Here is a 23,649-nt window from a genome sequence, read left to right on the forward strand (position 1 = left end):
AGACACACACCTATACAGGACTAATCATAAAATTCGTTTACGTACAACGGCATATAGGGGTCACTGATAGACAAAATAATATGAGTAAAGGGTTGATAGGAATTGAAAAAAGTACGTAAAGCGATTATACCGGCAGCGGGATTAGGGACTCGCTTTTTGCCGGCAACAAAAGCGATGCCAAAAGAAATGTTGCCCATTGTGGACAAGCCGACCATTCAATACATAGTAGAGGAAGCGATTGAATCCGGTATCGAAGACATCATTATTGTAACGGGGAAAGGAAAGCGTGCGATTGAAGATCACTTCGACCATGCCTTCGAACTGGAACAGAATCTTTTTGAAAAAGGCAAAATCGATTTACTTCAAAAAGTGCAACGGTCCTCCAAGATGGCAGACATCCATTACATCCGCCAAAAGGAACCAAAAGGTCTTGGACATGCGGTATGGTGCGCACGCAAATTCATCGGAGACGAGCCGTTCGCTGTATTGCTTGGTGATGATATTGTGCAAGCAGACAAACCTTGCTTAAAGCAGTTGATTGAGCAATATGAAGAGATTGGATCGTCAGTAATTGGAGTACAGACTGTTCCAGAAAATGAAACAAACCGCTATGGAATTGTAGATTCTTCGTTCCAAGTCGGCAGGTTGTATGGTGTAGAAAATTTTGTTGAGAAACCAGCACTAGGAACAGCGCCATCTAACTTGGCAATAATGGGCCGTTATATTTTATCACCTGAGATCTTCAGTTACCTGGATAAACAGGAACAAGGAGCTGGCGGTGAAATTCAATTGACAGATGCTATTCAAAAACTGAATCAGTACCAGCGTGTTTTTGCATACGATTTTGAAGGCACTCGTTATGATGTTGGTGAAAAGCTCGGATTTATCATGACAACCATTGAATTTGCATTAAAGGACAGAGAAATAAGTCGACAGTTGCTGCCAGAACTGCAACGCCTAGTTCATGAGTTAGGGGTAAAGAACTAGTAATAATTTAAGACCTGGTTCTTTAAATTATTTACTTTATGCAAAATTCAGGGAAAAGAAGGGATAAATTTTGAGCTATCAAAAGCGAGTATCGATGTTGATATTTCTTGATTCACTGATTGTGTTAACCGCTATTTATATTGGTTATTTTACCTTACATCCTTACTTCAGCATCTTTACGTTAAAAACCATTGTTATTAGCTCCGTTGCCCTGCTTGCAAGTCATCACGTCTATGCTTTTAAGTTTCGTTTGTATCAAAAGGCATGGGAGTATGCGAGTATAGGAGAAATGCGAGGCATTATACGGGCTGTAACATTATCCATACTAACAACAGGTCTTATTCAGCTTTTAGTAAATGGGAATGTTTACGTTCGAGTATTGGGAATTACTTGGATGCTTCATATCATCCTTATTGGGGGATCACGCTTTTCATGGAGAATGTTCAGAGATTATTACATACAGCCGCAGATTGAGAAAAAACGAACGCTTATTATAGGTGCAGGATCTGCTGGTTCTATGCTCGTTCGCCAATTGATGAAGAGCCGTGACACCGATTTAATTCCTGTAGGATTTGTAGATGATGACCCTAATAAGCAAAAGCTTCAAATCTATGGGGTAACTGTCTTTGGGAAAACGAAGGATATCCCTCGATTAGTAGCCGAATTAAATGCGGAAAATATAATTATTGCGATTCCTTCACTCAATAAAAATGAGGTTCAAAAAATTTACCAGGAATGCAGTAAAACCAATGCAAAAACACAAATCATGCCTATGATCGAGGACATAGTATCTGGAAAAGTTTCATTTAACCAATTCCGTGATGTACGGGTGGAAGACCTGCTGGGCAGGGATCCTGTAGAACTTAATACAGAATCCATTTCCAAGAGCCTGACTGGTAAAACGATCCTTGTCACAGGAGCAGGGGGATCCATCGGATCTGAAATCTGTCGTCAGGTTAGCCAATTTAAGCCAAAGAAACTGCTATTGCTGGGACATGGTGAAAACTCCATCTACCTTATTGACATGGAACTTCGAAACAAATTCGGTCAGGACTTTGAAATTATACCTATTATTGCAGACATACAAGACCGAGACCGCATCTTCGAGGTGATGAGTGTTCATGTGCCCGATGTAGTGTATCATGCAGCAGCTCACAAGCATGTTCCATTAATGGAGTATAACCCAAAAGAAGCCGTGAAAAACAATGTGATTGGTACAAAAAATGTAGCGGAAGCCGCGGATATGTTTGGAGTGACAACGTTTGTACTAATCTCATCGGATAAAGCGGTTAATCCGACAAATGTTATGGGATCGACCAAGCGAATCGCAGAAATGACCATTCAAAATTTAAATAGACAGAGCAGTACAAATTTTGTTGCTGTACGATTTGGAAATGTACTGGGTAGCCGTGGCAGTGTCATCCCTCTATTTAAAAAGCAAATCCAGGCTGGTGGTCCAGTTACGGTAACCCATCCTGATATGACCAGATACTTTATGACGATTCCAGAGGCTTCCCGTTTGGTGATGCAGGCTGGTGCACTGGCGGGTGGCGGTGAAATTTTTGTATTGGATATGGGCGAACCAGTTAAAATCGTTGATCTAGCAAAAAATTTAATTCGCCTATCAGGTTATAAGCTAGATGAGATAGGAATTCATTATGCTGGTATTCGTCCAGGTGAAAAAATGTATGAAGAATTGTTAGGGGAAAATGAAGTGCATAACCAAGCTATTTTTCCTAAAATCTTCATTGGTAAAACTGTGGAATTTAATTATGATAGAGTTCAAAATCTGGTTCAAAACTATTCAAATTTCACTACTGATTACGTTGCAAATTACGTGTTGGAACTCGCAAATAAAACAAATAAACCACTTGTTAAAAATGCATAGTTGTTGGAAAGGTGCTTCAAACAATGAATGACAGAATATTTCTCTCTTCTCCTCATATGAGTGATGAAGGATATGAAATGCAATATGTGCAGGAAGCTTTTGATACAAACTGGATTGCACCACTTGGTGAGAACGTCAATGAATTTGAAAAGGAATTGGCAAGGAAAGTAGAAATTAAAGCTGCAGCAGCTCTTTCTTCGGGCACTGCAGCCATTCACCTTGCTTTAAAAGCAGCTGGTGTAAGTGAAGGTGATATTGTTTTTTGTCCAACTCTTACCTTTTCTGCCACAGCTAATCCAATTATTTATCAAAATGCCACGCCGGTTTTTATAGATAGTAATGTAGAGACTTGGAATATGTGTCCTAAAGCATTGGAAGAAGCTTTTAATAAATACCCTGATGTAAAAACTGTTATTGTGGTCCATTTATACGGTTTGTCAGCCGATATGGAAAAGATCGTTGATTTATGCAAGAAACACAATGTTCCTCTTATCGAAGATGCTGCTGAATCCTTAGGTACCTATTATAAAGGCCAACACACAGGTACTTTTGGAGATTATGGTATTTTCTCTTTCAATGGAAACAAGATCATTACGACCTCTGGTGGTGGAATGCTTGTTTCTAACAATGAAGAAAAAATTAGTAAAGCAAGATTTTGGGCGACTCAATCCAGAGATACTGCTAGGCACTATCAACATAGTGAATTAGGATTTAACTATCGTATGAGTAATGTGGTAGCGGGCATTGGAAGAGGTCAACTAAAAGTATTGGATCAAAGAGTACAAAAGAAGAAATACATCTATGAGTTTTATAAACGGGAACTTTCGCATTTAGAAGGCATTAACTTTATGCCAGAGAACGAATGGGATAATTCGAACTACTGGTTAAGTTGTGCCACATTAACTGGAAGTATCAGACCTCTCGATGTGATGCAAGCATTGGAACAGGAAAACATTGAATCACGTCCGGTGTGGAAGCCAATGCATATGCAGCCATTCTTTGAAAAATACGATTATATAGGATCGGATGTGTCAGAAAGCCTATTTTTAAATGGTTTATGTTTACCAAGTGATACAAAACTGACGGATGCTGGTTTAAATAAAGTTGTGAAAATTATTAAGAGGCTGTGGAGTAAATAAAAATGGTAATCTCAAATTTTTACAGGAAGTTTTTAAAAAGGCCGTTAGATTTTTTTCTTTCTTTTATAGCAATTGTTGTGTTAAGTCCAATTTTTTTATTTGTGGCCATTTTAGTCAAAATAAAACTTGGTAGCCCAATTATATTCAAACAACAGAGACCAGGTTTAAATAATGAAATATTTACCATGTATAAGTTTAGAACAATGACTGACAAAAGAGATAATAATGGAAGATTGTTACCAAATGATAAAAGGCTTACTAAGTTTGGGAGGTTATTAAGGGCCACTTCTTTAGATGAATTGCCAGAGTTATTTAATGTGATTAAAGGTGATATGTCAATTATTGGACCACGTCCATTATTAGTTGAGTATCTTCCTTTATATAACGATTATCAAATTCGTAGACATTTAGTAAGACCAGGACTTTCTGGATTAGCCCAAGTAAATGGAAGAAACTTAATTACTTGGGAGGAAAAGTTTAAATTTGATGTTGAATATGTTGAAAAATTATCCTTTAAAATGGATGTTGTTTTAGTTTTACGTACAATACTTAAAGTGTTTATTCGTGAAGGTATTAATAGCAGTGATAATATAACTATGGAAAAATTTAAAGGAAGCAATTTGTAATATAAGGAGAAAAACGTGTTAAAAGAAGATATTTATATAATAGGTGCTGGTACCTATGGAGAAACCATGCATGAACTAGCGAATATTTTGGGTTACAATGTTAAGGGTTTCTATGATGAAGATAAAAGTAAAATCGATACCTTTATTATGGATACCAAAGTGTTAGGTAAGTTTTCTGAACTGCCAACTAATAAAATAAAAAATAAAAATTTTATAGTAGCTATTGGTAACAATGAAATAAGGTTTGAAATTATGCGAAAAATAAATAAATTAGAGGGTGAAACGCCAACTTTAATTCATCCTACAGCAATAATAAGTCCTTCAGTAAAGATAGGGATTGGAGTCTATGTACAAGCAAATGCTTATCTTTGGACTAAAGTCTCTATAGGGAACTTCTGTATTATAAGCCCTGGAGTGGTAATCGCTCATCATTCAAAGATAGGTGAGGCTTGTCTTATTTCTTCAAATTCAACAATTGGAGCATCAATAAATATTAATGAAAAAGTTTTTGTAGGAATGGGTTCTACCGTTGTTACGGGCTTATCGAATATAGGTGGCAACTCAATTATTGGGGCAGGTGCGGTAGTTCTTAAAAATACCGATGAGAATAGTGTATATGCTGGTATACCAGCAAAAAAAATTAGAAGTATATAAGGTTAACATACTTGAGTAATGGAAGTGTGACTTGAAATGAATATTTTGTTTATGTCTATAGGTAGAATAAAAATTATAGAAGATAGAGACTTATATACAGCTTACTAAGGAAGTTTAGAGATGTTAGAAACTAATTTGGTTATTGGTATAGGAGCAAAGATAGTATAAGGATGGAGAAAATGTAGTTTCGGTTATGGAGCTGTTATAACTGACCCGGGGATTTATGTTGAAGTTCCTGTAAAAAAACTTTAAAGAGATGAAAATATGAAAATTTTATACGTTACGACAATATCTAATACGGTTAACGCTTTTTTGATTCCCCACATTCAAATGTTAATAAACCAGGGACATAGTGTTGACATTGCATGTAATATTACTCGTCCAATAGATGAAAAGCTGTTAGAACTCGGTTGCAATGTTCATAATATTGAATTCCAACGATCTCCTTTCAAAAGGAAAAACTATATTGCGTATAACTATCTTAAGAATATAATAAACCAGGAAAATTATGATTTAGTTCATACTCATACACCAGTGGCATCGTTTTTGACCAGATTGGCTTGTAGAAAATTAAATAATACGAAAGTATTGTATACTGCACATGGTTTTCATTTTTATAAAGGAGCTCCTCTTATAAATATATTATTATATTATCCATTAGAAAGAGTGCTTGCCAGGTATACGGATGCAATAATCACTATAAATGAAGAGGACTTTATATCTGCAAAAAAATTTAAATTGAACATGAAAGACTCTGTTTATAAAACACATGGAGTTGGAATTGACTTGGATAAATTTTCACAAGGAAATTCTAATGAGAAAGTCGACTTACGAAAGAAGTACAGATATAAAAATAATGATTTTATATTATTCTATGCTGCTGAACTAAATAGGAATAAACATCAAGATTTACTGATAAACGCAGTTAATTTATTAAAATCTGAAATACCTAATATAAAGTTATTGCTTGCTGGAACTGGAAGTATGAAAGAGCAATATGAGGAAGAAGTCAAAAAATTAGGTTTACAGGAGAAGGTAGAATTTTTAGGGTTTCGTAATGATATTGCTCAATTATTAAAGTTATCCGATGTTGCCGTTGCGTCATCAAGACGAGAAGGACTACCTGTTAATCTTATGGAAGCAATGGCGACTGGATTGCCTCTAGTTGTAACTGATTGCAGGGGGCAAAGAGATTTAGTAACAAATGAAGAAAATGGTTTTGTAATTGATGTTTTAGATTACGAAGCTTTTGCGAAAGCAATTAAAAACCTTTTTATATTTAAAGACTTAAAAGAGGAGTACAGTAAAAAAAATATTGAAAAAGCAAAGGATTATTCAATTAACCATGTACTTAATGAAGTTAGAGATATTTATTCTCATATATTTGCAAAATGAGTAGAGTAAATGACTTTTGATTTTTTTCTTGCTAGTTTCAATATGAAGTTGAATATTAATCCAAATGTCCATTCAATTCATACTATAAATTGAATACGACGCAAACTATTTAATTGGAGGATTAAGAATGGATTCACCAATACGTATTCTACACTGTTTTGGGCGTATGGGTATAGGCGGCGCAGAAACTTTTATAATGAATATCTATCGCAATATTGATAGAAATAAAATACAATTTGATTTTGTAGTCCATACCGAGAAGGAATGTGATTATGATAAAGAAATTTATAATCTGGGTGGGAGAATATTCAGAGTCCCTAGGTACAATGTAAAAAATCACTTTTCCTATATAAAGTCATGGCATACATTATTCCAAACTCATATAGGCGAATGGAAAATTATACATGGTCATATGGATTCTACTGCTACTATCTATTTGAATATTGCTAAAAGGTATGACTTTTTAACTATTTCACATAGCCATAGTACATCTTCTGGGACAGGCATAAAAGCTGCTATAAAAAATCTATTGCACTTTCCAATTAAATACAATACGGATTTTTTATTTGCATGCTCTAATCGTGCGGGTAGATGGCTGTATGGGGAAAGTGCTTGTAAGAAAGAAAATTTTTATATTTTGAATAACTGTATTGATAGTAAGAAGTTTATATATAACACGGAAATAAGGATTGAAAAAAGGAAAGAACTTAAACTTGAGGATAATTTAGTAGTTGGTCACATTGGTAGTATGGGACCTCCGAAAAACCATGATCTATTAATTGATATTTTTAAGGAGATAAATAAAAAAAATAAAAATTCAATCTTATTAATTATTGGTGATGGATATTTGCGTGGGAATATTGAAAAAAAGGTTAACGAATTAGGGTTAGAGAAAAACGTCATTTTTACTGGAATACGTACAGATATTTCAGATCTTCTACAGGCAATGGATGTTTTTATTTTTCCATCTTTATATGAAGGTTTACCGGTTACATTAGTAGAAGCACAAGCGAGCGGGTTACCATGTTTGGTTTCTAAAAATATCACTACAGAAGTGGAAATCACTAAGTTGATAGAATTTATTTCATTGGAAAAACCGCCAGGCTACTGGGCAGATCAAGCTCTTCATAACGCAAATAACATGCAACGGCAAAATACATCTAACGAAATTCGTGAATCTGGATACGATGTTAAAGAGAATGCTAATTGGTTAGAAAACTTTTATTTGGAGGCACTTTAATGATAAGGATATTACATATAACTGGAGGTATGAATAGGGGGGGACAAGAAACATTTATAATGAATGTCTATAGGAATATTGACCGTTCAAAAATACAATTTGATTTTGTAGTACATTCTAATAGCAAGTACGACTATGAAGAAGAAATAAATAAATTAGGGGGGAAATTACATAGGTTACCACCTAAAAAGAAAAATCCTCTTAAATACTTTAGTGAAATTAAAAAGTTAGTGACGGTTAATAATTACAGCATTGTCCATAGGCATACATGTAATGCTTCATCATTTCTTGAATTATATGCTGCTAAACAAGGCGGGGCCCAAATTTTAATAGCTCATTCTCATAATACAAATGATACTAGCAATATAGTACTGCATAACATAAGTAAAGTATTCCTTAATAAATTAGTCGATTACAAATATGCTTGTTCAACAGCCGCTGGAAAGTGGTTATTTGGAACTTCAAATTTTGAAGTAATAAATAACGGAGTGGATACTGACTTATATAAATATAACGAAAGTATAAAAAATAAAATCTTAAAAGCAGAAAAAATTAATAGTTCATTTGTAATTGGTCATGTCGGAAGATTTTCTAAAGTTAAAAATCATAATTTCTTATTAGACATATTTCAACATGTAATAAAAAAAGAGAAAGATTCCAAACTGTTATTAATTGGAGTAGGAGAGGAACAAGAAGGTATAAAAGAAAAAGTAAATAAATTAGACCTTAATGATAATGTATTATTTCTTGGTAAAAGAGACAATGTTAATGAATTATTACAATCTATTGATGTTTTTGTGTATCCTTCTTTATTTGAAGGTCTTCCTGTTTCATTAATAGAAGCACAAGCATCAGGTTTACCATGTGTTATCTCTGATAACATAACAAATGAGGTTGCTATTACAAACCTTGTAACTTCTTTTTCATTAAATGAAAATGCTGCTAATTGGGCAAATATTATATTAAGATATAAGAATTTTAATAGGGATGATACTAGTGATCAAATTAAAAATTCTGGTTACGATATTAAGACAACAACTCTAAGATTACAAAGTATTTATATTAAATAGGAAGAATAAAAAAATGACAAAGATATTACACATAACAGGCTCAATGAATATGGCTGGTCAAGAGACCTTTATTATGAATGTTTTTAGAAATATTGATAGAAAAAAATTCAAATTTGAATTCTTATTGAGTGCTCCGGAAAAAACATACTACGAAGATGAAATAATTAATTTAGGAGGCAAAATTCATAGAATCTCTCCTAAACCTAAGGAAAACCGAATTAAAAGAGTGGTAAAGAGAATTAGGGCATCAAAAAATTTTTTTGAAAATCACAGGGATTATGATTGTATACATTTACATACCTGTGGAGTTGGGAATTTAATTGAATTATATTTTGCTTGGAAATCAGGTATACCGAAAAGAGTAATCCATTCACATAATAACAGCACTTTAGTGCGAAGCAAAATTTTATTTAATATTTTAAAAAAAGTAAGTTTATTATTTGCTACTGATCTGTTTGCATGTTCTAAGCAAGCGGGTTACTGGTTATTTGGAAAAAAAGCGAGGTTTAGGGTTATTCCAAATGCAATTGATGTAAAAAATTACGATTTTGACATGGAAATAAGAAATAAAATGAGAGAAGAGATTGGGGTAGGGAATAAGGTTGCTATATGCAATATTGGAAGATTTAGCGAACAAAAGAATCAGTTATTTTTAATAGATGTTTTTAAAGAGATCATTAAAATAGATCCAAATGTTAAATTATATATAGTAGGCGATGGCGAATTGAAAAGTGATATTATTAGTCGCATAAATAAATATCAGTTAGAATCTTTCGTTGAGTTATTAGGATTAAGAAAAGATGTCAACAGGTTATTGCAAGCAATGGACCTTTTCTTATTCCCATCAAAATATGAAGGGTTAGGTATAGTGGCTGTAGAAGCTCAGGCCTCTGGATTGTTAACAATAGTTTCAGATACTTTACCTAAGGAAGTTGAAATAACAAATTTAATAAAAAAAATCTCATTAAATGATGATGCGGAAAAATGGGCAACAGACATAGTTGGATACATTAGACAATATAAAAGAACGGGAAGCAATATAAATGATTTTAAGGAAAAAGGCTACGACATTACAAGTTTAATTAAATTTTTATCAACATACTATCGTTCGTAAGAGTGGGATTAGATGAAAAGGAACTTTATGACTCCGTTGGTGTATATAACATATATATTGTTGAGTTTTATTCACCATTATAATTATATTAATAATGGTTATGATGGTTATGCATTAATAATTCTTATTGGCTTCCTACTTATAATAGCTATTACTAAGTTTGAAACTTCGCTTATTATAGTATTTGCTTTTTGCTTCCAAAGTCAAACCTATGCATTAAACAGTGGACTAATGTTTGAAGGAATTTTAATCTTATTTCTTTTTACTAAATATTTCTTTGGGCATGGTTTGAAATCCAAATATAGTACGAGTATGTTACTAGGCGTAATTATATTTCTTATGATAGACACTGTGCACTTTTTTAATTCCGATAAGTTTTCATTTTTAAATCTACTACGATTTGACTTAACAATTTTGTTGTTATTTCTAGGTATATATAATCAGCAATTAAAAATAAGTAGAGAAAATCAAGCTACGCTAATTGACTTCACAACAATAACAGTTGTTATTGTTGGTCTCATGGGTATTTTGGCCGGTGTAAATGAGTATGGCACTGGTTATATTTCTACATATTTATTTTCAGGTACTTATCGACTTGGAGAGGCTTATAGAGAGGTTGGCGGATCAGATGGATTAGGATTTAGCTGTGCAATTGCATTATCCTTAATTACGACTAAGTTTTCCTTCGGAAAAAATGGAGAAGGTAAGTTTAAGTATATAATTTACTTTACTTTAATCTGCTTATTAGGACTGCTTACAAAAACGAGAGCATTTTTAATTTGTCTTTTGTTAGTTTTAATTATCTATATAGTATATCGACTTGTTAAATATAAGCATGCCGGTAAGCTAAATTTATTAGATATAGGTTTGATTTGCGTAATAATTCTATGTGGAATAAATGAACAGTTTTTGAATTTTGTTTCTAATGGCTTTAGTCGTTTTGAAGATGTATCAAATTTTAATGAACTATCTAACGGCCGGATAGGTATATATTTAGATATAGTAAAAATATGGACAGATAATGCAAAAAATTTTTTGTTTGGTGTAGGTATAAACAATTATCAGACTCAACTAGGGATATTAGCACACAATATAACACTAGAAGCAATAGTGAGTTGGGGTTTAATTGGTACGTTAGACTTTATTGTATTAATATGTTTTGCTGCAAAATTCAGGGGTAGATGTAAACAGGGGGTCGTGAATTTTTTACCATTTTTAATGTTGCTAATAGTAAGTCAAACGATAGAGACCTTGTCAAATCCTAGATACTATATATTTATTTTAGTACTGTTTGTATACATTTATTCAACTAGTAATAAAAATGTTAGGAGCCAAAATTAGATGTTACTAACTGTTTTTACACCAACATTTAATCGAGAACATTTATTATCAAGATTATACGAAAGTTTATGTATTCAAACCATAATGGACTTTGAATGGGTCATTGTTGATGATGGATCGACTGATGGAACTAGAAGTTTATGTCAAAATTGGATTAATGAAAAAAAAATTAGGGTTCGATATTTTTATCAAGAAAACTCTGGAAAAATGATGGCTCATAATAGAGGTGTTAGAGAGGCAGAGGGAGATTTATTTTTATGTGTAGACTCAGATGATTATTTGATTAAAGAGGCTGTATACGAAATTAAAAAACTATATGATAAACTTCAAAGTCTTAATTTAGCTGGGATTATTGCTGAAAAAGGCAAGCATGATTTAACTCCACTGTCGGGAAAAAAACTTCCTATTAGTGTTAAACTCTCAAGCCTTAATAAATTATATAGTAAATATGGATTTAAAGGTGATACAACTATTGTATTTAAAACATCTATCATTAGAGATTTTATGTTCCCCTACATTAAAGGAGTTAAATTCATCCCAGAAAATTACGTTTACGATCAAATTGATGAAAAATATCAATATATTATTCATCCTCAAATTTTGACAATATGCGAATATCGGGATGATGGTTACTCAAACAATTTTACCTCACTATTAAAAAATAACCCTAGCGGCTTTGCATTGTATTATTTTCAACGTGCAAAGAATTCTAAAAGACTAAAAGAGCAAGTAATAAATTTAAGTCAATATGTTTCATTAAAAATGTATGAACAAGAATATAATTGGATATTCTCTGCTCCTAGAAAATATTTATTACCATTAGCTATTCCTTGTGGGCTTTTTCTTCTTACAAGAAGAAAGAAACAATTTAAATTAATTGATTAGCGGCCTGCTAATTTCTTGGTAAGCAGAATTCAGAAATAGAGGTACTTAAGTTTGAACATCAATCAAAGAAAAGCAGGTATACTGCTTTCATATACGTTAACTGTAATTAACGCTCTGGTCGGATTTGTGTACATTCCACTTTTAATTCATTTTTTGGGGAAAAGCGAATACGGATTATACCAATTAATGGGTTCTTTTTTGATCTATTTAAGTTTATTCGATTTTGGGCTTTCTAATACTGTAACCAGATACTATTCAAAGTATTTAGCTTTAAATAATGAAAAGGGCAAAGAAAATCTCCTGGCTTTATCGATTGTAATTTACTTAAGCTTAACTATAGTACTTATCATTGTAGGAATTATTTTTTACTTCTTCTTAGAACAAATTTTTAATGACTCCTTAACGAAATTAGAAATTTTAACAGCTAAAAAGATGTATATAATAATATTAATAACAGCTGCAGTAACTATTGCAACTTCTGTTTTTAATGCAATTATTAATGCGAATGAAAGATTTGTTTTTTTAAAAGGATTATCAATAGTACAAACAATAATGCGCCCTCTTGTTGTATATGCTGTGTTTTCTATTGAAGCAAGTGCTTTAATTGTAGTTATCATACAAGCTATAATAAATATTTCTGGTGTTATCTTAAAAATATACTATTCATTTAGAAAACTTAATGTGAAGATACGATATCACCATTGGGACAAAAATCTTTTTAAAGAAATGCTTCGGTATTCTTTTTTTGTGTTTATAACAGCTTTAATGGATCAGATATTTTGGAATTCAGATCAAGTAATTTTAGGAATTCTAGTAGGGACCTCTTCAGTAGCGGTTTATTCAATAGGGTCTCAAATAGTTATGTATTATATGACTCTATCTACTGCCATGTCTGGAGTGTTTCTTCCAAGCATAACTAAAAGCGTTACAAAAGAGGACTCTAATAAGGAGTTAACAAATACTTTTATTAAAGTAGGACGGTTGCAATTTATTTTATTAGGGGCTGTTCTAAGTGGCTTTATATTATTCGGAAAAGAATTTATTTTCATATGGGTTGGACACAGTTTTAGTCAAGCATACTATATTATTTTAATATTAATAATTCCATTCACAATTGATTTAATTCAAAATATTGGTTTAACTATACTCCAAGCCAAAAATCTTCATTCGTTTAGAGCAATAGTATTTTTAGGAATGTCAGTAATAAATATAATTGCTTCAATTCCATTAGCCATAAAATATGGTGGGATAGGAACTGCTTTTGCCACAGGTATTGCTTATTTAATAGGCAATGGCTTTATAATGAACTTTTATTATTATCAAAAAGCAAAGCTTGATATATTTTTATTTTGGTATGAAATTGGAAAAATAAGTATTCCGATTATTATTGCAACTGGGATCGGCATTTTTATAGATAAAATTCCTATTGAAAGTCAGATTTTATCATTAATAATTAAAATATCAATATACCTAATTATTTATATTTCATTGGTATGGAGACTAAGTATGAATAATTATGAGAAAATTTTAGTTTTAAACCCATTAAAGAAAGTTATTAACTTCGATAAATAAGTAGCATTTTATAATTTTATCTAAACTAAATATAAAATTGGTGGAGGAGAATTATGAGGATATTAGTTACAGGGGGGGCTGGTTTTATCGGCAGCCATACATGTGTGGAACTTTTAAATGCAGGACATGATATTGTGGTAATCGATAACCTCTTAAACAGTCATACTGAGTCATTGAACAGAGTACGGGAAATTACAGATGTTTCTTTTGATTTTGAACATGCTAATTTATTAGATAGGGACAAATTAAGGATCGTATTTGCAGAACAAAATATTGATGCCGTAATTCATTTCGCCGGATTAAAGGCGGTTGCTGAATCTGTGGGGAAGCCATTGTATTATTATCACAATAATTTAGCTAGTACCATAGTTCTATGCGAAGTTATGGGGGAATATGGAATAAAGAACTTGGTGTTTAGCTCATCTGCAACAGTTTATGGTCAAACGAATCAGGTACCTATCAAAGAAGAAACAAATCTTGTAGCAACTAATCCTTATGGCCGGACTAAACTAATGATTGAAGAAATTCTGCGAGATCTTTATATCTCCGATAATGAGTGGAGTATTGCTCTTCTTCGGTATTTTAATCCTGTAGGAGCCCACTCTAGTGGACTAATAGGTGAGGATCCAAACGGGATCCCCAATAACTTAACACCGTATATCACACAAGTTGCAGTAGGAAAACTGCCTGAATTAAAAGTGTTTGGAAATGATTATGATACTATTGACGGAACAGGGGTTAGAGACTATATCCACGTGGTTGATCTGGCAAAAGGACACTTAAAAGCGTTAGATAAGGTCATGAATAATACAGGAGTTGAAGCTTATAATTTGGGCACCGGTAAAGGGTATAGTGTACTTGAAGTACTTAGTGCTTTTGAAAGGGCAATCGGAAAAACAATTCCTTATAAAATTGTTGATCGACGACATGGAGATGTGGCGGTCAGTTATGCAGATCCATTAAAAGCTAAAAGAGAACTGAATTGGGAAGCAGAAAAGAGTTTAGATGATATGTGCAGAGATGCGTGGAATTGGCAAAAGAATAATATTAATGGTTTCAAAGAAGAAGTTATTAAGTGATGTTAGGCAGGCAATAATTAATGTATGAATATTATTAAATTAATAGTTGTCATAGTCTGGGCCCTATTTCTAGGCTTACACACCTTCACAGACAACCTGGAAGCCTTGCTTTACTATCAAACGGTTAATTTTACTTGGGATCCGTCGCCTGACTTTCTTTCCTTTTTTAATCTCTCGGATCTTACTTTGATTCATCAATACTTCTATCTAGTGAAGTTTGGCCATTTTGCTGGCTTTGCTATTATAGATCTGCTACTGTTTTCCTTGTTGAAAAAGCACAGCCGATCTCTGGTAATTTCTATAGGCTTTGCCATCTTTACAGAAATTGCTCAGCTGTATTTCGGACGGGATGGCAGGTTGTATGATGTCATTATTGATTCCATGGGGATTATTATGGTCTATGTATTGTTGAGGCAAATTAAAACGCAAAGTCATGAGTCATCGATTTAACAAAAGCAACAAGCCCATTAAAAAGTTAATGAATGGCCTAAAGACTAAACAATAGTGAGAAAGCATCGATTCCCTATGAATTGATGCTTTCATTATCTAAGGTAGGGCAGCCTGATGAAAACGAAAACCCAAGTAATAGCTATAGCGATTCATATTATAAACAAACATGCGAAAAATGCACCTTCACTCTATTCCATTAAGCACAGGGCGATCCAGCAACTGCTGAAAGAAGGCCGGGCTGAGAAATTGGGTCTAACCTATTCGCTAAACCCGGGAAATACGTTGCAACAATTGGTTGTATCAATCAAAATTGATGATTTCTTATTTCATCTCCCCTCCACGAAAGAAGATCGAAAAACATTAAAGGTTATAGAAGAGGATCCTAATCATCGTAATCCCAAAGTAAGTATGCCTTTAAAACGTGCCAAGCACATTCTAGAGATTTATTCGCCTTTACCAAAGCCTTCTGGTGTTCATAAGCGCTCTATCCCAAAGCCATATACTCTCTATATCGGGTTATCCACCTACTTGAATGGTAAAAACAAATAAGCAAATTTTTAAGTTTGTCATTTAACATAGGTATTTATTTTTAAGTCAGTTGAGAGATCCCTCTTTTTTACAAATGGATTCGTAAAGTAACGTTGCTCAATATTTCCCAATGCACGTTCTTGACATGGTCCATATATTTAACAATTTCCCAGAAGATGTTCTCCGCACCAGGGTGAAAACAATTAAAGGTATTCCCTTGTTTCATGTGATAATCAACAAATGTAGAAACATCCTTTTGAGTTAGTTTTACCGTGTTCTTACTGGCGATAGAAAAAAGGAAATGTTTATTTTCCGCGCTTAAAGTAGAGTTTTTTATGTAGTTAAATAACGGCTGTTCGCCTAATGAGTTGGCTAACTTTTCATTCTTTCCTAGGGTTGGGTGTAATATTAATTTTTCAAGATCTGCCTGATCCACCTTTAACCTATGGGATAAGGAAGAAATTCCCCAGTTGGGAGCTGCTAGAATGCTCTTCAAATAGAAATTTTTCAAACTCCAATATCGGCTTCCTTCTACTAACAGGTTATTAAGCGTTCGAATAAAACGATCAATTTTATCAGTGCTTTCGTAGTGTGATACTTTGCATGTAAATACCCCGTTAGCATCCATGTACAGGCCACTAAAAAAGTATTCAAAATGACCCACCACATAGTAGCAGTTATTCGCTTTTTCTAACTTAATAAGGGGCCAGTAAGTCCATTGGTCATTAACCTGTATTTTTAACCATGGTAGATTTGGAAGGGGTAATTTTGTAATCATAACCAATGTCGTTTAACTTTACTTCTTCCATTCGAATAATTGCCATGATTCACCTCCAACAGGATTTTTACAATGAGGATGAATCGGCATTCAGCCAATCATTTTGAACCAGTATATTCGATAGGATTTGGAAGTTAAAGTATTTGCACCGTCCGGGATTCAGTCTAAACACCCTGAATCGTCGGGAGAGCTTGTTAACAGAAAAAGCCGCCAACACGGCTTTTCCTACTCCCAGTATATATTACTTGTTTTGAAGCTTTTCCAACAGGGCGGCATTTTATATTTGAAAGTGTTGAATAATACGGTTCATTCCGAGAAGTTTGGTTTCGAACCGCGTGGGGCGCTCGCACGACCTTTTGGTTCCTCCCAGTCCTCTTGTCGGCCGAGCGCAGTCTCATCGAGGAAGTAGTATGCTCCGCCAGCTTGTTCGAGACCACGGGCGTATACAGAATATGTGTGAAAGACATGTCCCCATCCCGGAGGAAACAACTTCGTCCAGGCAACTCGATCGACTGCCCCACCTCGACGTGTAATGGCGTACCTAATTGCTCGTACTCGGCCTTGGTCCGGTAGTTGTATTCGATAGGGGAGACAGACTCGTCCAGTGTAACGTGGAAATCATAGTTAAAGTCACTGCCGTACGAGGAGTACCAAGGGAAGCTCCAACCCTTCCGAGTCTTGTACGCCTCTATCTTTGTCACTGGAGCACGGGAGATGTAAACGAAAGAAGTGTCACGGGCATGCAGATGCTTAAGATGGCCGTCTGAAAATTCGTCGGCACCGGCCGAGCAACTGGAGCAGCCATTTTCCCAGCTTGGATCGAACATGAAGTGGCCGACGATGAGCTGAGAACGACCGTCGAACAGGTCAAGCAGACTGGCATTGCCGTCCGGACCCTGGAAGACGTAATCCTTATCAATCTTAACCATTGGGAGCCGGCGTCGCTCTGCGTTCAATGCATCTCTCGCCCGGGTGGCTTCCTTCTCTCAAGTTAGAAGCTCCTTGCGAGCAACAAGCCATTCGTCTTGAGACACAATTTTTGGATAATTTGTCATTAGATCCGCTCCTTTCCTATGCGCTAATCATAAATCAATGTAATCCGAGCGCAGAACCCCACTGTAACCTATGGTAGTCTTTCGCAAATCCAAGATACGGCATACTCTTTGTCAGAGGAGGCAATTCGGTGAGGGGTCACCTGTAACTGACCATTTCAGCCAGCTGCGCCTCAAGGCGATCGAAGTTCTGTTCGTTGGCCTCGACGAGGAATTTTCTTACCTTTTCGCATTCGATAGCTGAATCGAAGAGCATACGCCAGGTCAGCTCGGTCTTGCCTTCTTGCTCGGTAAATGTCATGGTTAGAAAAAACGCATGGGTCGGATCCAGATTACGGAGGACGATTCTTTCGGGTTGCACGACCTCGACAAAGACCCTCTTGTTCTCATAATCGACGCCATTGGGTCCGTGCATGACGTAGCGCCAGGTACCATTCGGCCGCATATCGAACTCATGAAATGTATTTGTAAAGTCCTTAGGCCCCCACCAATGTACCAAATGATCCGGGTCGCTGAACGCTTTGAACACGAGTTCACGCGACGCATTGAATATACGCGTGTTGACGATTTCGCGGCCCGAGATCGCCTCAGCAGAGTTATTATTGGCCGAAACCTCTGAGGACATGTTCGATTCTTCTTTATTGTTTGCAGGCTCATTCCGCAGCTGCTCGCCCAGCTTATCCAGTATGATTTTCGTCCCGTGCTCACGATGGGCTGCGGAATCATGGCCGTCGAGGAAGGCGCCCTGCTCGGTGAAGGTCAGCTGAGTACCAGAGTCCGTGGGCTTAAACTCCACTGTTACTACTGAAGCTGATATCCGGTTTTCATTAAGATCCATGGTGTAGGAATAGACAATGCGCTGGTCAGGAACGATGTCCTGATAGAGGGCATCAAAGGTGTAGACTGGTCCCCCGTTCGGGCCGCCTTGATTGGTCTCTCGTCCGCCCACTCGGAAGTCGAATTCATCAGGCTTTGCAAACCAACGTGCTTTGGCGGCAGGGTCCGCCCACGCCGCAAAGGCCTGTGCGGGTGAGGCGTCATAGGTCTGTTCAATAACAAAGGTATCGTGCGTTACGAATCGCTTTTTCATCATTTATTCCTTCCTCCCTTGATTTGGTTCATCTGTTTTGCCGGCAAGGAAATGGCCAAGCCGGTCCAGGAGGCGCATCATATTCATCTGCCGTTCAGTAAAATATTTTTCATGACTCACTTTCATCATGGTTAATAGCTTTGTAACATCTTCAACAGTCACTGTTTCTTCCATTTGCATAAGATTTGATACATTTTCCAATTCTTTCTTTATCTTTTGTTGAATCCTGATATTTTCTTTAAGACGATCAATTTGAAGGGATAATACTTCTAATGGATTGTAGTCGGTATCATCTAGTACAGATTTAATCTCTTCTAGCGATAAACCCAATTTTCGAATGGTTAATCCAGTTAGCTTTGCAAGTTCTCCAACTTTCCATTGTCGTTTCATAATCATCCCCTTTTTTGGCGCTAGCTCTTTACCGGTAACTTCAATATACATCATTACGTCACGTAAGGTTCAAGGTGAAATCCATTATTTTCAGAATTATTTTATATTTGCTTAAAAAGTAACTAAAAAAATCAAACTTAAAATTGGTCAGAGAGTAAAAGTTTTTCAGGGTAGTATTTTCTATTTAAGTCTTTCAATAAGTGGAGTTAGGTTCCAATAGGTATTTTCATGTGTTTTTGGGTGGAGGGTATTTGGCGTTTTTTTGCGTTGTTACATTAAGAATAAGAGCATGTTGGAGATCGAAAACACTGGCGATTTGGCAGGTATAATTGGAGTGAGCAAGCCGATTATGTGAATGCTCGTTTTTGGTACGTCGGCTTGGCGACAATCCAGCACCTGCCAAAATCCGTAATGCAATGGGAAAGGGTGGATATTTTTTGTGTATTTTTCAAAAAATACTACCCGTCCATTGCATGGAGGATAGCTTAAGTGATAAAAAGTTGTTGTTAAGTTTAAACACAAATGGGTATAAAATAAATACCTGACACCCATTCCAAAAGAATGTAAAAATGAGAGCATTCGGTTCAGATTTTTTCTGAAGATGAATGCTCTTTTCCTATGCTAAATGGTATTTGAATTCGGTATCATTTTCTATTTTGCTTCGCTTTCTTTTATCCCTCTTTCAGCGCCTTGTGGACTTAATACAATCTTCCTGTGAAATAAAGAAACGTGCCATAAATTGGGTCACCTGGACCGAGCGGAAGCTGCGGAGTACATCGATCGCCATCTTACATATTCAGGGGGAATCGAGATATTTTCTCAGAAGCAGCCATTGATGAGATTTATCAGTATGCGAGTGGCGCCGCCCGCCTGATCAATAAATTAGCGACGCATTGTCTTTTGTTTGCGGCACAGAACAGCCATCGCATCATCGATGACCGCATGGTGAAAAGTAATTGAGGGAGAACTGGCGTAGTTCTCTCTTTTTCCTTTTCGAAGGGACAAAAAAAACCGGCAGGTTCAGGACAACGGGATCCGTCAATTACCGGGCAAAATCATATGTCATTAACATACCAAATAAGTCCTTTTGAAAAGTCTCCGGACATAAAAGTGGAGTGGTCCCTTTATTATGTAAAATAATGGGCTGTCGTCGGTTTCTCGACAGCCTGGCAACCAATAATGCTCATGATAATCCACTAACATTAATTCTCTTTGATATGTATCTACTAGCATATGGAGATCATTATAAAGTTTTAAAGAAACGAGTCTTTCTTAAGACTTTAAATCTTGTGTTGTCATAAAAATGATGCAGAGTGTAAAGATTATTTTACGAATTTTCTGTTATTTTTACATTTTAGTAAGCCTTACTATTTGTTTTTTACCTCATTAAGATAATTCTACGTCTCTTTTTAAACAATTGTAGAATTGGCACACAACTTGCAATAACTATTTAGTGAGTTCTGTATAAACAATTAATTGGAGGTAATAAGACATGATTGAGCGTCAAATTCATTTTTATAGTGAAGGATTTAAACTTGATGGCACACTGTATCTTCCAGATGACTACAAACCTGGAGAAAAGCGCCCGGCTATTATCCCAAACTCTGGTTATCAAGGGATTAATGAATTTTATCCGAAGCTATTTGCGCGGAATTTAACAGAGGCCGGTTATGTGTGCTTGGGCTTCGATTACCGTAGTTTTGCAAAAAGTGAAGGTGAAGAAGGACGTGTTATTTTAGATGAGCAGGTAGAAGACATTCAAAATGCCATTACGTTCCTTTCCCTTCAAGACGAAGTGGACCCTGAAAGAATCGGATTAATTGGATGGGCAATGGGTGCTTCCAATGTAGTCCGTGTCACTGCAATCGACAAGCGGGTTAAGGCTGTTGCCGCATTAAATGGTTTTTATGATGGTGAAAGATGGTTACGATCGATTCATTCTTATGTTGAGTGGAATGAAATATTAAAAGTGGTTGAGGAAGATCGTAATCATCGTGTCCTAACTGGAAAATCAAAGCTTGTAGATGCGTTTGCTCATTATCCGCTTGACCCGGCAACCGCTGATTATGTAGATAAAGAGCTTAGGGTCTTTTCAGCATTCGGACATCAAGTAGTTCTTCAGTTTACCGATTCGATGATTAGTTTAAAAGCAGAAGCAGCAGCAAAAGACGTTAAGGTGCCGTTATTTATCGCACACGGAAAAGAAAATTTATTGCATCCAGTTGACGAAGCGTATAGCTTATATGAGGCAGCGAATGAACCAAAGCAGCTTTATATAATTGATGGTAAACACAATGACTTTATGTACCACGAGCATGAAGTTTTCCAGGAATTGATTGACCAGTTAAAAACGTTTTTTAATGAAAATCTAGCTGGAAAGAAAGAAGTAGAAAAAGTAGTACAAGTGCATGCTTAATGAAAACAGATGGCAAATGCTTGCCATCTGTTTTTTCAACATAATAAATAGGAGGGGATTACTGTGGAGAACATACAACCATTCAAAGCCGCAGTTATCGAATTTAATCCATGCCTAAACAATTTGGAAGATAATATAAAGAATTTATTAGAAGTGGTGATAAAAGCTGCAGAAAATGGTGCAAAATTAATTGTTACACCTGAAATGTCCACTACCGGTTATCATTATGAAAATCGCCGGGCAATCAGTCCCTTCGTGGATTCGATTCCAGGAAAAACGACTGCCGTTTTTGAAGAAGTTACAAAACGCTACCATACACATATCGTGATTGGAATGGCAGAAGTAGATGAGGATGATGGGCTTTTTTATAATTCTGCTACACTTATAGGTCCTGCGGGCTATATCGGGAAATATCGTAAAATACATCAATGGGCAACAGAAGATAGCTGGTCCAGTTGGGGTGAAATGGGCGTTCCGGTTTTTGAAACAGAAATCGGTAAAATTTCGATGATCATTTGTTTTGATGCCAATTTTTTTGAATCTGCAAGAATAGCTACCTTAAACGGGGCTGATATTCTCTGTTATCCTACAAATTCTACAGGTGGAGCGCTTTCTATGCTTCAGTCTTGGGCCGAGATGAATGGTATATACATATTGGGAGCTAACCGTTCGAATACAGAAAAAGGTTATCATATGATTGGTGCAAGCACGATTTGGTCACCACTTGGTGAAAAGCTTGCGGAAACATCTTACGTAAATGAGGAACAAGCAAATGATAAATCAACGATTTTATACGCAGATATTGATCCTACGGGATATAACAACCCAGCAAAAAGTAGGCTTAATGAACGAAAACCAGAGCTATACAGTGAATTAATGTTATTTTCTGGACCCTGGAACGATAGTAAACACGACAAAGAATCAGATTTACTAGATAGAAAGGGTAGTAGTCTAAAAAAAATTGCAGCTCTCTTACAATACACTCCTGAAATTGGAAATAAAGGTGCAAACCTAAAGAAAATAAAGAAACTTCTCGCTGAAGCAGTTTCGAGTAGCCAAGGTGAGAAAAGCCCGTTATCATTGGCAGTTTGTCCGGAACTCTCATTAATTGGAACCGTTCATTCACTTGATATGCTAACGATTCGACAGCTTGGAGAAACCGATCAAGATGAAACGGTAAACGAAATGAAGAGACTTGCCGTAATGCATCAGATACATCTTGTTTTTGGCATGATTGAGAGTGATCAGGATCTTTTTTATAACACTGTCTATGCCATAGCGCCAAATGGTGAAATCGTTGCAAAAGCTCGGAATATACATTTGACAAAGGCAGACGAACGCTGGGCATCGTCAGGTAAAGAAATTGTTGTTAGGTACATAAATGGAATTGGACGTGTCGGTCTAATGGTAGGCTACGATGCCGCATTTCCTGAAATTGCAGGAATTATGGCTGTGAATAAAGCAGATTACATTATCATTCCTTCAAGCTGGTCCGGTGAATTTGGGCAAACGATGTCCCTTCATGAAAAAATAATGGAAAATAAATTCCCTGTAAACACCATGACCACATGGGATGCGATTGCAAGATTTTCGCAAGCAAAAACCCTTATTGCTAACTTTACAGGAACAAGCCTTGGCTATAAAGGAGGGAGTGCTCTGTATACTCTTGATCCGATATATGGGGGGGACACGCCGATTGTTGCTTCCTCTAATAAGGAAGAAGTCCTTATCGTGCCTCTAACTATGACCAATCATAATTGGTGGTTTGATCAACGAAAACTTTTATTAACACGGCGAATTCATAACTATCGACCACTTATTTCAAGTAACGTTAACACACCCACCATTTACAAGTCGACAATAACTGAGGAAAATGTTGTTATTTAGAGGGAATGTTACTGGTTTAGCGAATAAAAAAATATAGGAATACAACAGTTTTTATAGTACCACTAATT

The 23,649-nt window shown here is 35.6% G+C and carries 20 protein-coding genes and 1 pseudogene; 17 read left to right on the forward strand and 4 right to left on the reverse strand.

Features of this window, described 5'->3' with window-relative positions:
• Positions 1-102: 102 nt before the first annotated feature.
• The 15 genes from galU (at position 103) to ABHN01_RS09095 (ending at position 15,989) form a co-directional block, all read left to right on the forward strand.
• Positions 103-987: a UTP--glucose-1-phosphate uridylyltransferase GalU gene (galU, locus tag ABHN01_RS09025; RefSeq protein WP_429875254.1), complete on the forward strand. Its 885-nt coding sequence runs from the start codon at positions 103-105 to the stop codon at positions 985-987.
• Between the two features lie 70 nt (positions 988-1,057).
• Positions 1,058-2,875 carry a polysaccharide biosynthesis protein gene (locus ABHN01_RS09030; protein ID WP_429875255.1) on the forward strand — a complete coding sequence of 606 codons (1,818 nt, stop codon included), beginning with the start codon at positions 1,058-1,060 and terminating at the stop codon, positions 2,873-2,875.
• Between the two features lie 23 nt (positions 2,876-2,898).
• On the forward strand, positions 2,899-4,014 hold the full coding sequence (locus ABHN01_RS09035) for a DegT/DnrJ/EryC1/StrS family aminotransferase (protein ID WP_429875256.1): 1,116 nt from the start codon (positions 2,899-2,901) through the stop codon (positions 4,012-4,014).
• A gap of 2 nt (positions 4,015-4,016) precedes the next feature.
• Positions 4,017-4,640, forward strand: a complete 624-nt coding sequence (locus ABHN01_RS09040; RefSeq protein ID WP_429875257.1) for a sugar transferase — start codon at positions 4,017-4,019, stop codon at positions 4,638-4,640.
• A 15-nt stretch (positions 4,641-4,655) separates the two neighbouring features.
• Positions 4,656-5,294: an acetyltransferase gene (locus tag ABHN01_RS09045; protein ID WP_429875258.1), complete on the forward strand. Its 639-nt coding sequence runs from the start codon at positions 4,656-4,658 to the stop codon at positions 5,292-5,294.
• Between the two features lie 264 nt (positions 5,295-5,558).
• The gene (locus ABHN01_RS09050; RefSeq protein ID WP_429875259.1) at positions 5,559-6,689 is read left to right on the forward strand and encodes a glycosyltransferase family 4 protein; all 1,131 of its coding nucleotides are present in this window, start codon (positions 5,559-5,561) and stop codon (positions 6,687-6,689) included.
• A 127-nt stretch (positions 6,690-6,816) separates the two neighbouring features.
• Positions 6,817-7,929 carry a glycosyltransferase family 1 protein gene (locus ABHN01_RS09055; protein ID WP_429875260.1) on the forward strand — a complete coding sequence of 371 codons (1,113 nt, stop codon included), beginning with the start codon at positions 6,817-6,819 and terminating at the stop codon, positions 7,927-7,929.
• Positions 7,929-8,999, forward strand: coding sequence for a glycosyltransferase family 1 protein (locus ABHN01_RS09060; RefSeq protein ID WP_429875261.1), 1,071 nt, complete (start codon positions 7,929-7,931; stop codon positions 8,997-8,999). Before ABHN01_RS09055 ends, ABHN01_RS09060 begins: the two co-directional genes overlap by 1 nt.
• A 13-nt stretch (positions 9,000-9,012) precedes the next feature.
• Positions 9,013-10,113: a glycosyltransferase family 1 protein gene (locus ABHN01_RS09065; RefSeq protein ID WP_429875262.1), complete on the forward strand. Its 1,101-nt coding sequence runs from the start codon at positions 9,013-9,015 to the stop codon at positions 10,111-10,113.
• Between the two features lie 12 nt (positions 10,114-10,125).
• On the forward strand, positions 10,126-11,454 hold the full coding sequence (locus ABHN01_RS09070; protein WP_429875263.1) for a hypothetical protein: 1,329 nt from the start codon (positions 10,126-10,128) through the stop codon (positions 11,452-11,454).
• Positions 11,455-12,339 (forward strand): glycosyltransferase family 2 protein, encoded by an 885-nt coding sequence (locus ABHN01_RS09075; protein ID WP_429875264.1) that lies wholly within the window; start codon positions 11,455-11,457, stop codon positions 12,337-12,339.
• A 51-nt stretch (positions 12,340-12,390) separates the two neighbouring features.
• Positions 12,391-13,911, forward strand: a complete 1,521-nt coding sequence (locus ABHN01_RS09080) for a lipopolysaccharide biosynthesis protein (protein ID WP_429875265.1) — start codon at positions 12,391-12,393, stop codon at positions 13,909-13,911.
• A gap of 53 nt (positions 13,912-13,964) precedes the next feature.
• Positions 13,965-14,990 (forward strand): UDP-glucose 4-epimerase GalE, encoded by a 1,026-nt coding sequence (gene galE, locus ABHN01_RS09085; protein WP_429875266.1) that lies wholly within the window; start codon positions 13,965-13,967, stop codon positions 14,988-14,990.
• A gap of 24 nt (positions 14,991-15,014) precedes the next feature.
• A complete protein-coding gene (locus ABHN01_RS09090) occupies positions 15,015-15,440 on the forward strand; it encodes a VanZ family protein (RefSeq protein ID WP_429875267.1) in 426 nt (141 codons plus the stop codon).
• Between the two features lie 114 nt (positions 15,441-15,554).
• Positions 15,555-15,989, forward strand: a complete 435-nt coding sequence (locus ABHN01_RS09095) for a YkyB family protein (RefSeq protein ID WP_429875268.1) — start codon at positions 15,555-15,557, stop codon at positions 15,987-15,989.
• Positions 15,990-16,056: 67 nt separating this feature from the next.
• On the opposite strand, the gene ABHN01_RS09100 is transcribed toward ABHN01_RS09095, so the two are convergent.
• The 4 genes and pseudogenes from ABHN01_RS09100 to ABHN01_RS09115 all read right to left on the reverse strand — a co-directional run bounded on the left by ABHN01_RS09100 (position 16,057) and on the right by ABHN01_RS09115 (position 19,278).
• Positions 16,057-16,596 (reverse strand): hypothetical protein, encoded by a 540-nt coding sequence (locus ABHN01_RS09100; RefSeq protein ID WP_429875269.1) that lies wholly within the window; start codon positions 16,594-16,596, stop codon positions 16,057-16,059.
• 456 nt (positions 16,597-17,052) lie between these two features.
• Positions 17,053-17,720: pseudogene (locus ABHN01_RS09105) on the reverse strand (DUF899 domain-containing protein); the annotation flags it as partial.
• A 217-nt stretch (positions 17,721-17,937) separates the two neighbouring features.
• Entirely contained in the window at positions 17,938-18,891 is a 954-nt protein-coding gene (locus tag ABHN01_RS09110; RefSeq protein ID WP_429875270.1) for an SRPBCC family protein, read from the reverse strand.
• Positions 18,892-19,278, reverse strand: a complete 387-nt coding sequence (locus tag ABHN01_RS09115; protein ID WP_429875320.1) for a MerR family transcriptional regulator — start codon at positions 19,276-19,278, stop codon at positions 18,892-18,894. It abuts the gene before it with no gap.
• A 1,492-nt stretch (positions 19,279-20,770) separates the two neighbouring features.
• On the opposite strand from ABHN01_RS09115, the gene ABHN01_RS09120 reads away from it, so the two are divergent.
• On the forward strand, positions 20,771-21,694 hold the full coding sequence (locus ABHN01_RS09120; RefSeq protein ID WP_429875271.1) for an alpha/beta hydrolase: 924 nt from the start codon (positions 20,771-20,773) through the stop codon (positions 21,692-21,694).
• Between the two features lie 63 nt (positions 21,695-21,757).
• Positions 21,758-23,581 (forward strand): nitrilase-related carbon-nitrogen hydrolase, encoded by a 1,824-nt coding sequence (locus ABHN01_RS09125; protein WP_429875272.1) that lies wholly within the window; start codon positions 21,758-21,760, stop codon positions 23,579-23,581.
• The last annotated feature ends 68 nt before the right edge of the window (positions 23,582-23,649 follow it).

Source organism: Fictibacillus sp. NRS-1165 (assembly GCF_050468105.1).
Classification (GTDB): domain Bacteria; phylum Bacillota; class Bacilli; order Bacillales; family Fictibacillaceae; genus Fictibacillus_C; species Fictibacillus_C terrinigri.

Coding starts and splice junctions, on each gene's coding strand:
- ABHN01_RS09035 (WP_429875256.1), top strand. CDS start 2,899: ATGAATGACAGAATATTTCTCTCTTCTCCTCATATGAGTGATGAAGGA.
- ABHN01_RS09040 (WP_429875257.1), top strand. CDS start 4,017: ATGGTAATCTCAAATTTTTACAGGAAGTTTTTAAAAAGGCCGTTAGAT.
- ABHN01_RS09050 (WP_429875259.1), top strand. CDS start 5,559: ATGAAAATTTTATACGTTACGACAATATCTAATACGGTTAACGCTTTT.
- ABHN01_RS09055 (WP_429875260.1), top strand. CDS start 6,817: ATGGATTCACCAATACGTATTCTACACTGTTTTGGGCGTATGGGTATA.
- ABHN01_RS09060 (WP_429875261.1), top strand. CDS start 7,929: ATGATAAGGATATTACATATAACTGGAGGTATGAATAGGGGGGGACAA.
- ABHN01_RS09065 (WP_429875262.1), top strand. CDS start 9,013: ATGACAAAGATATTACACATAACAGGCTCAATGAATATGGCTGGTCAA.
- ABHN01_RS09070 (WP_429875263.1), top strand. CDS start 10,126: ATGAAAAGGAACTTTATGACTCCGTTGGTGTATATAACATATATATTG.
- ABHN01_RS09075 (WP_429875264.1), top strand. CDS start 11,455: ATGTTACTAACTGTTTTTACACCAACATTTAATCGAGAACATTTATTA.
- galE (WP_429875266.1), top strand. CDS start 13,965: ATGAGGATATTAGTTACAGGGGGGGCTGGTTTTATCGGCAGCCATACA.
- ABHN01_RS09090 (WP_429875267.1), top strand. CDS start 15,015: ATGAATATTATTAAATTAATAGTTGTCATAGTCTGGGCCCTATTTCTA.
- ABHN01_RS09095 (WP_429875268.1), top strand. CDS start 15,555: ATGAAAACGAAAACCCAAGTAATAGCTATAGCGATTCATATTATAAAC.
- ABHN01_RS09100 (WP_429875269.1), bottom strand. CDS start 16,596: ATGGATGCTAACGGGGTATTTACATGCAAAGTATCACACTACGAAAGC.
- ABHN01_RS09110 (WP_429875270.1), bottom strand. CDS start 18,891: ATGATGAAAAAGCGATTCGTAACGCACGATACCTTTGTTATTGAACAG.
- ABHN01_RS09115 (WP_429875320.1), bottom strand. CDS start 19,278: ATGAAACGACAATGGAAAGTTGGAGAACTTGCAAAGCTAACTGGATTA.
- ABHN01_RS09120 (WP_429875271.1), top strand. CDS start 20,771: ATGATTGAGCGTCAAATTCATTTTTATAGTGAAGGATTTAAACTTGAT.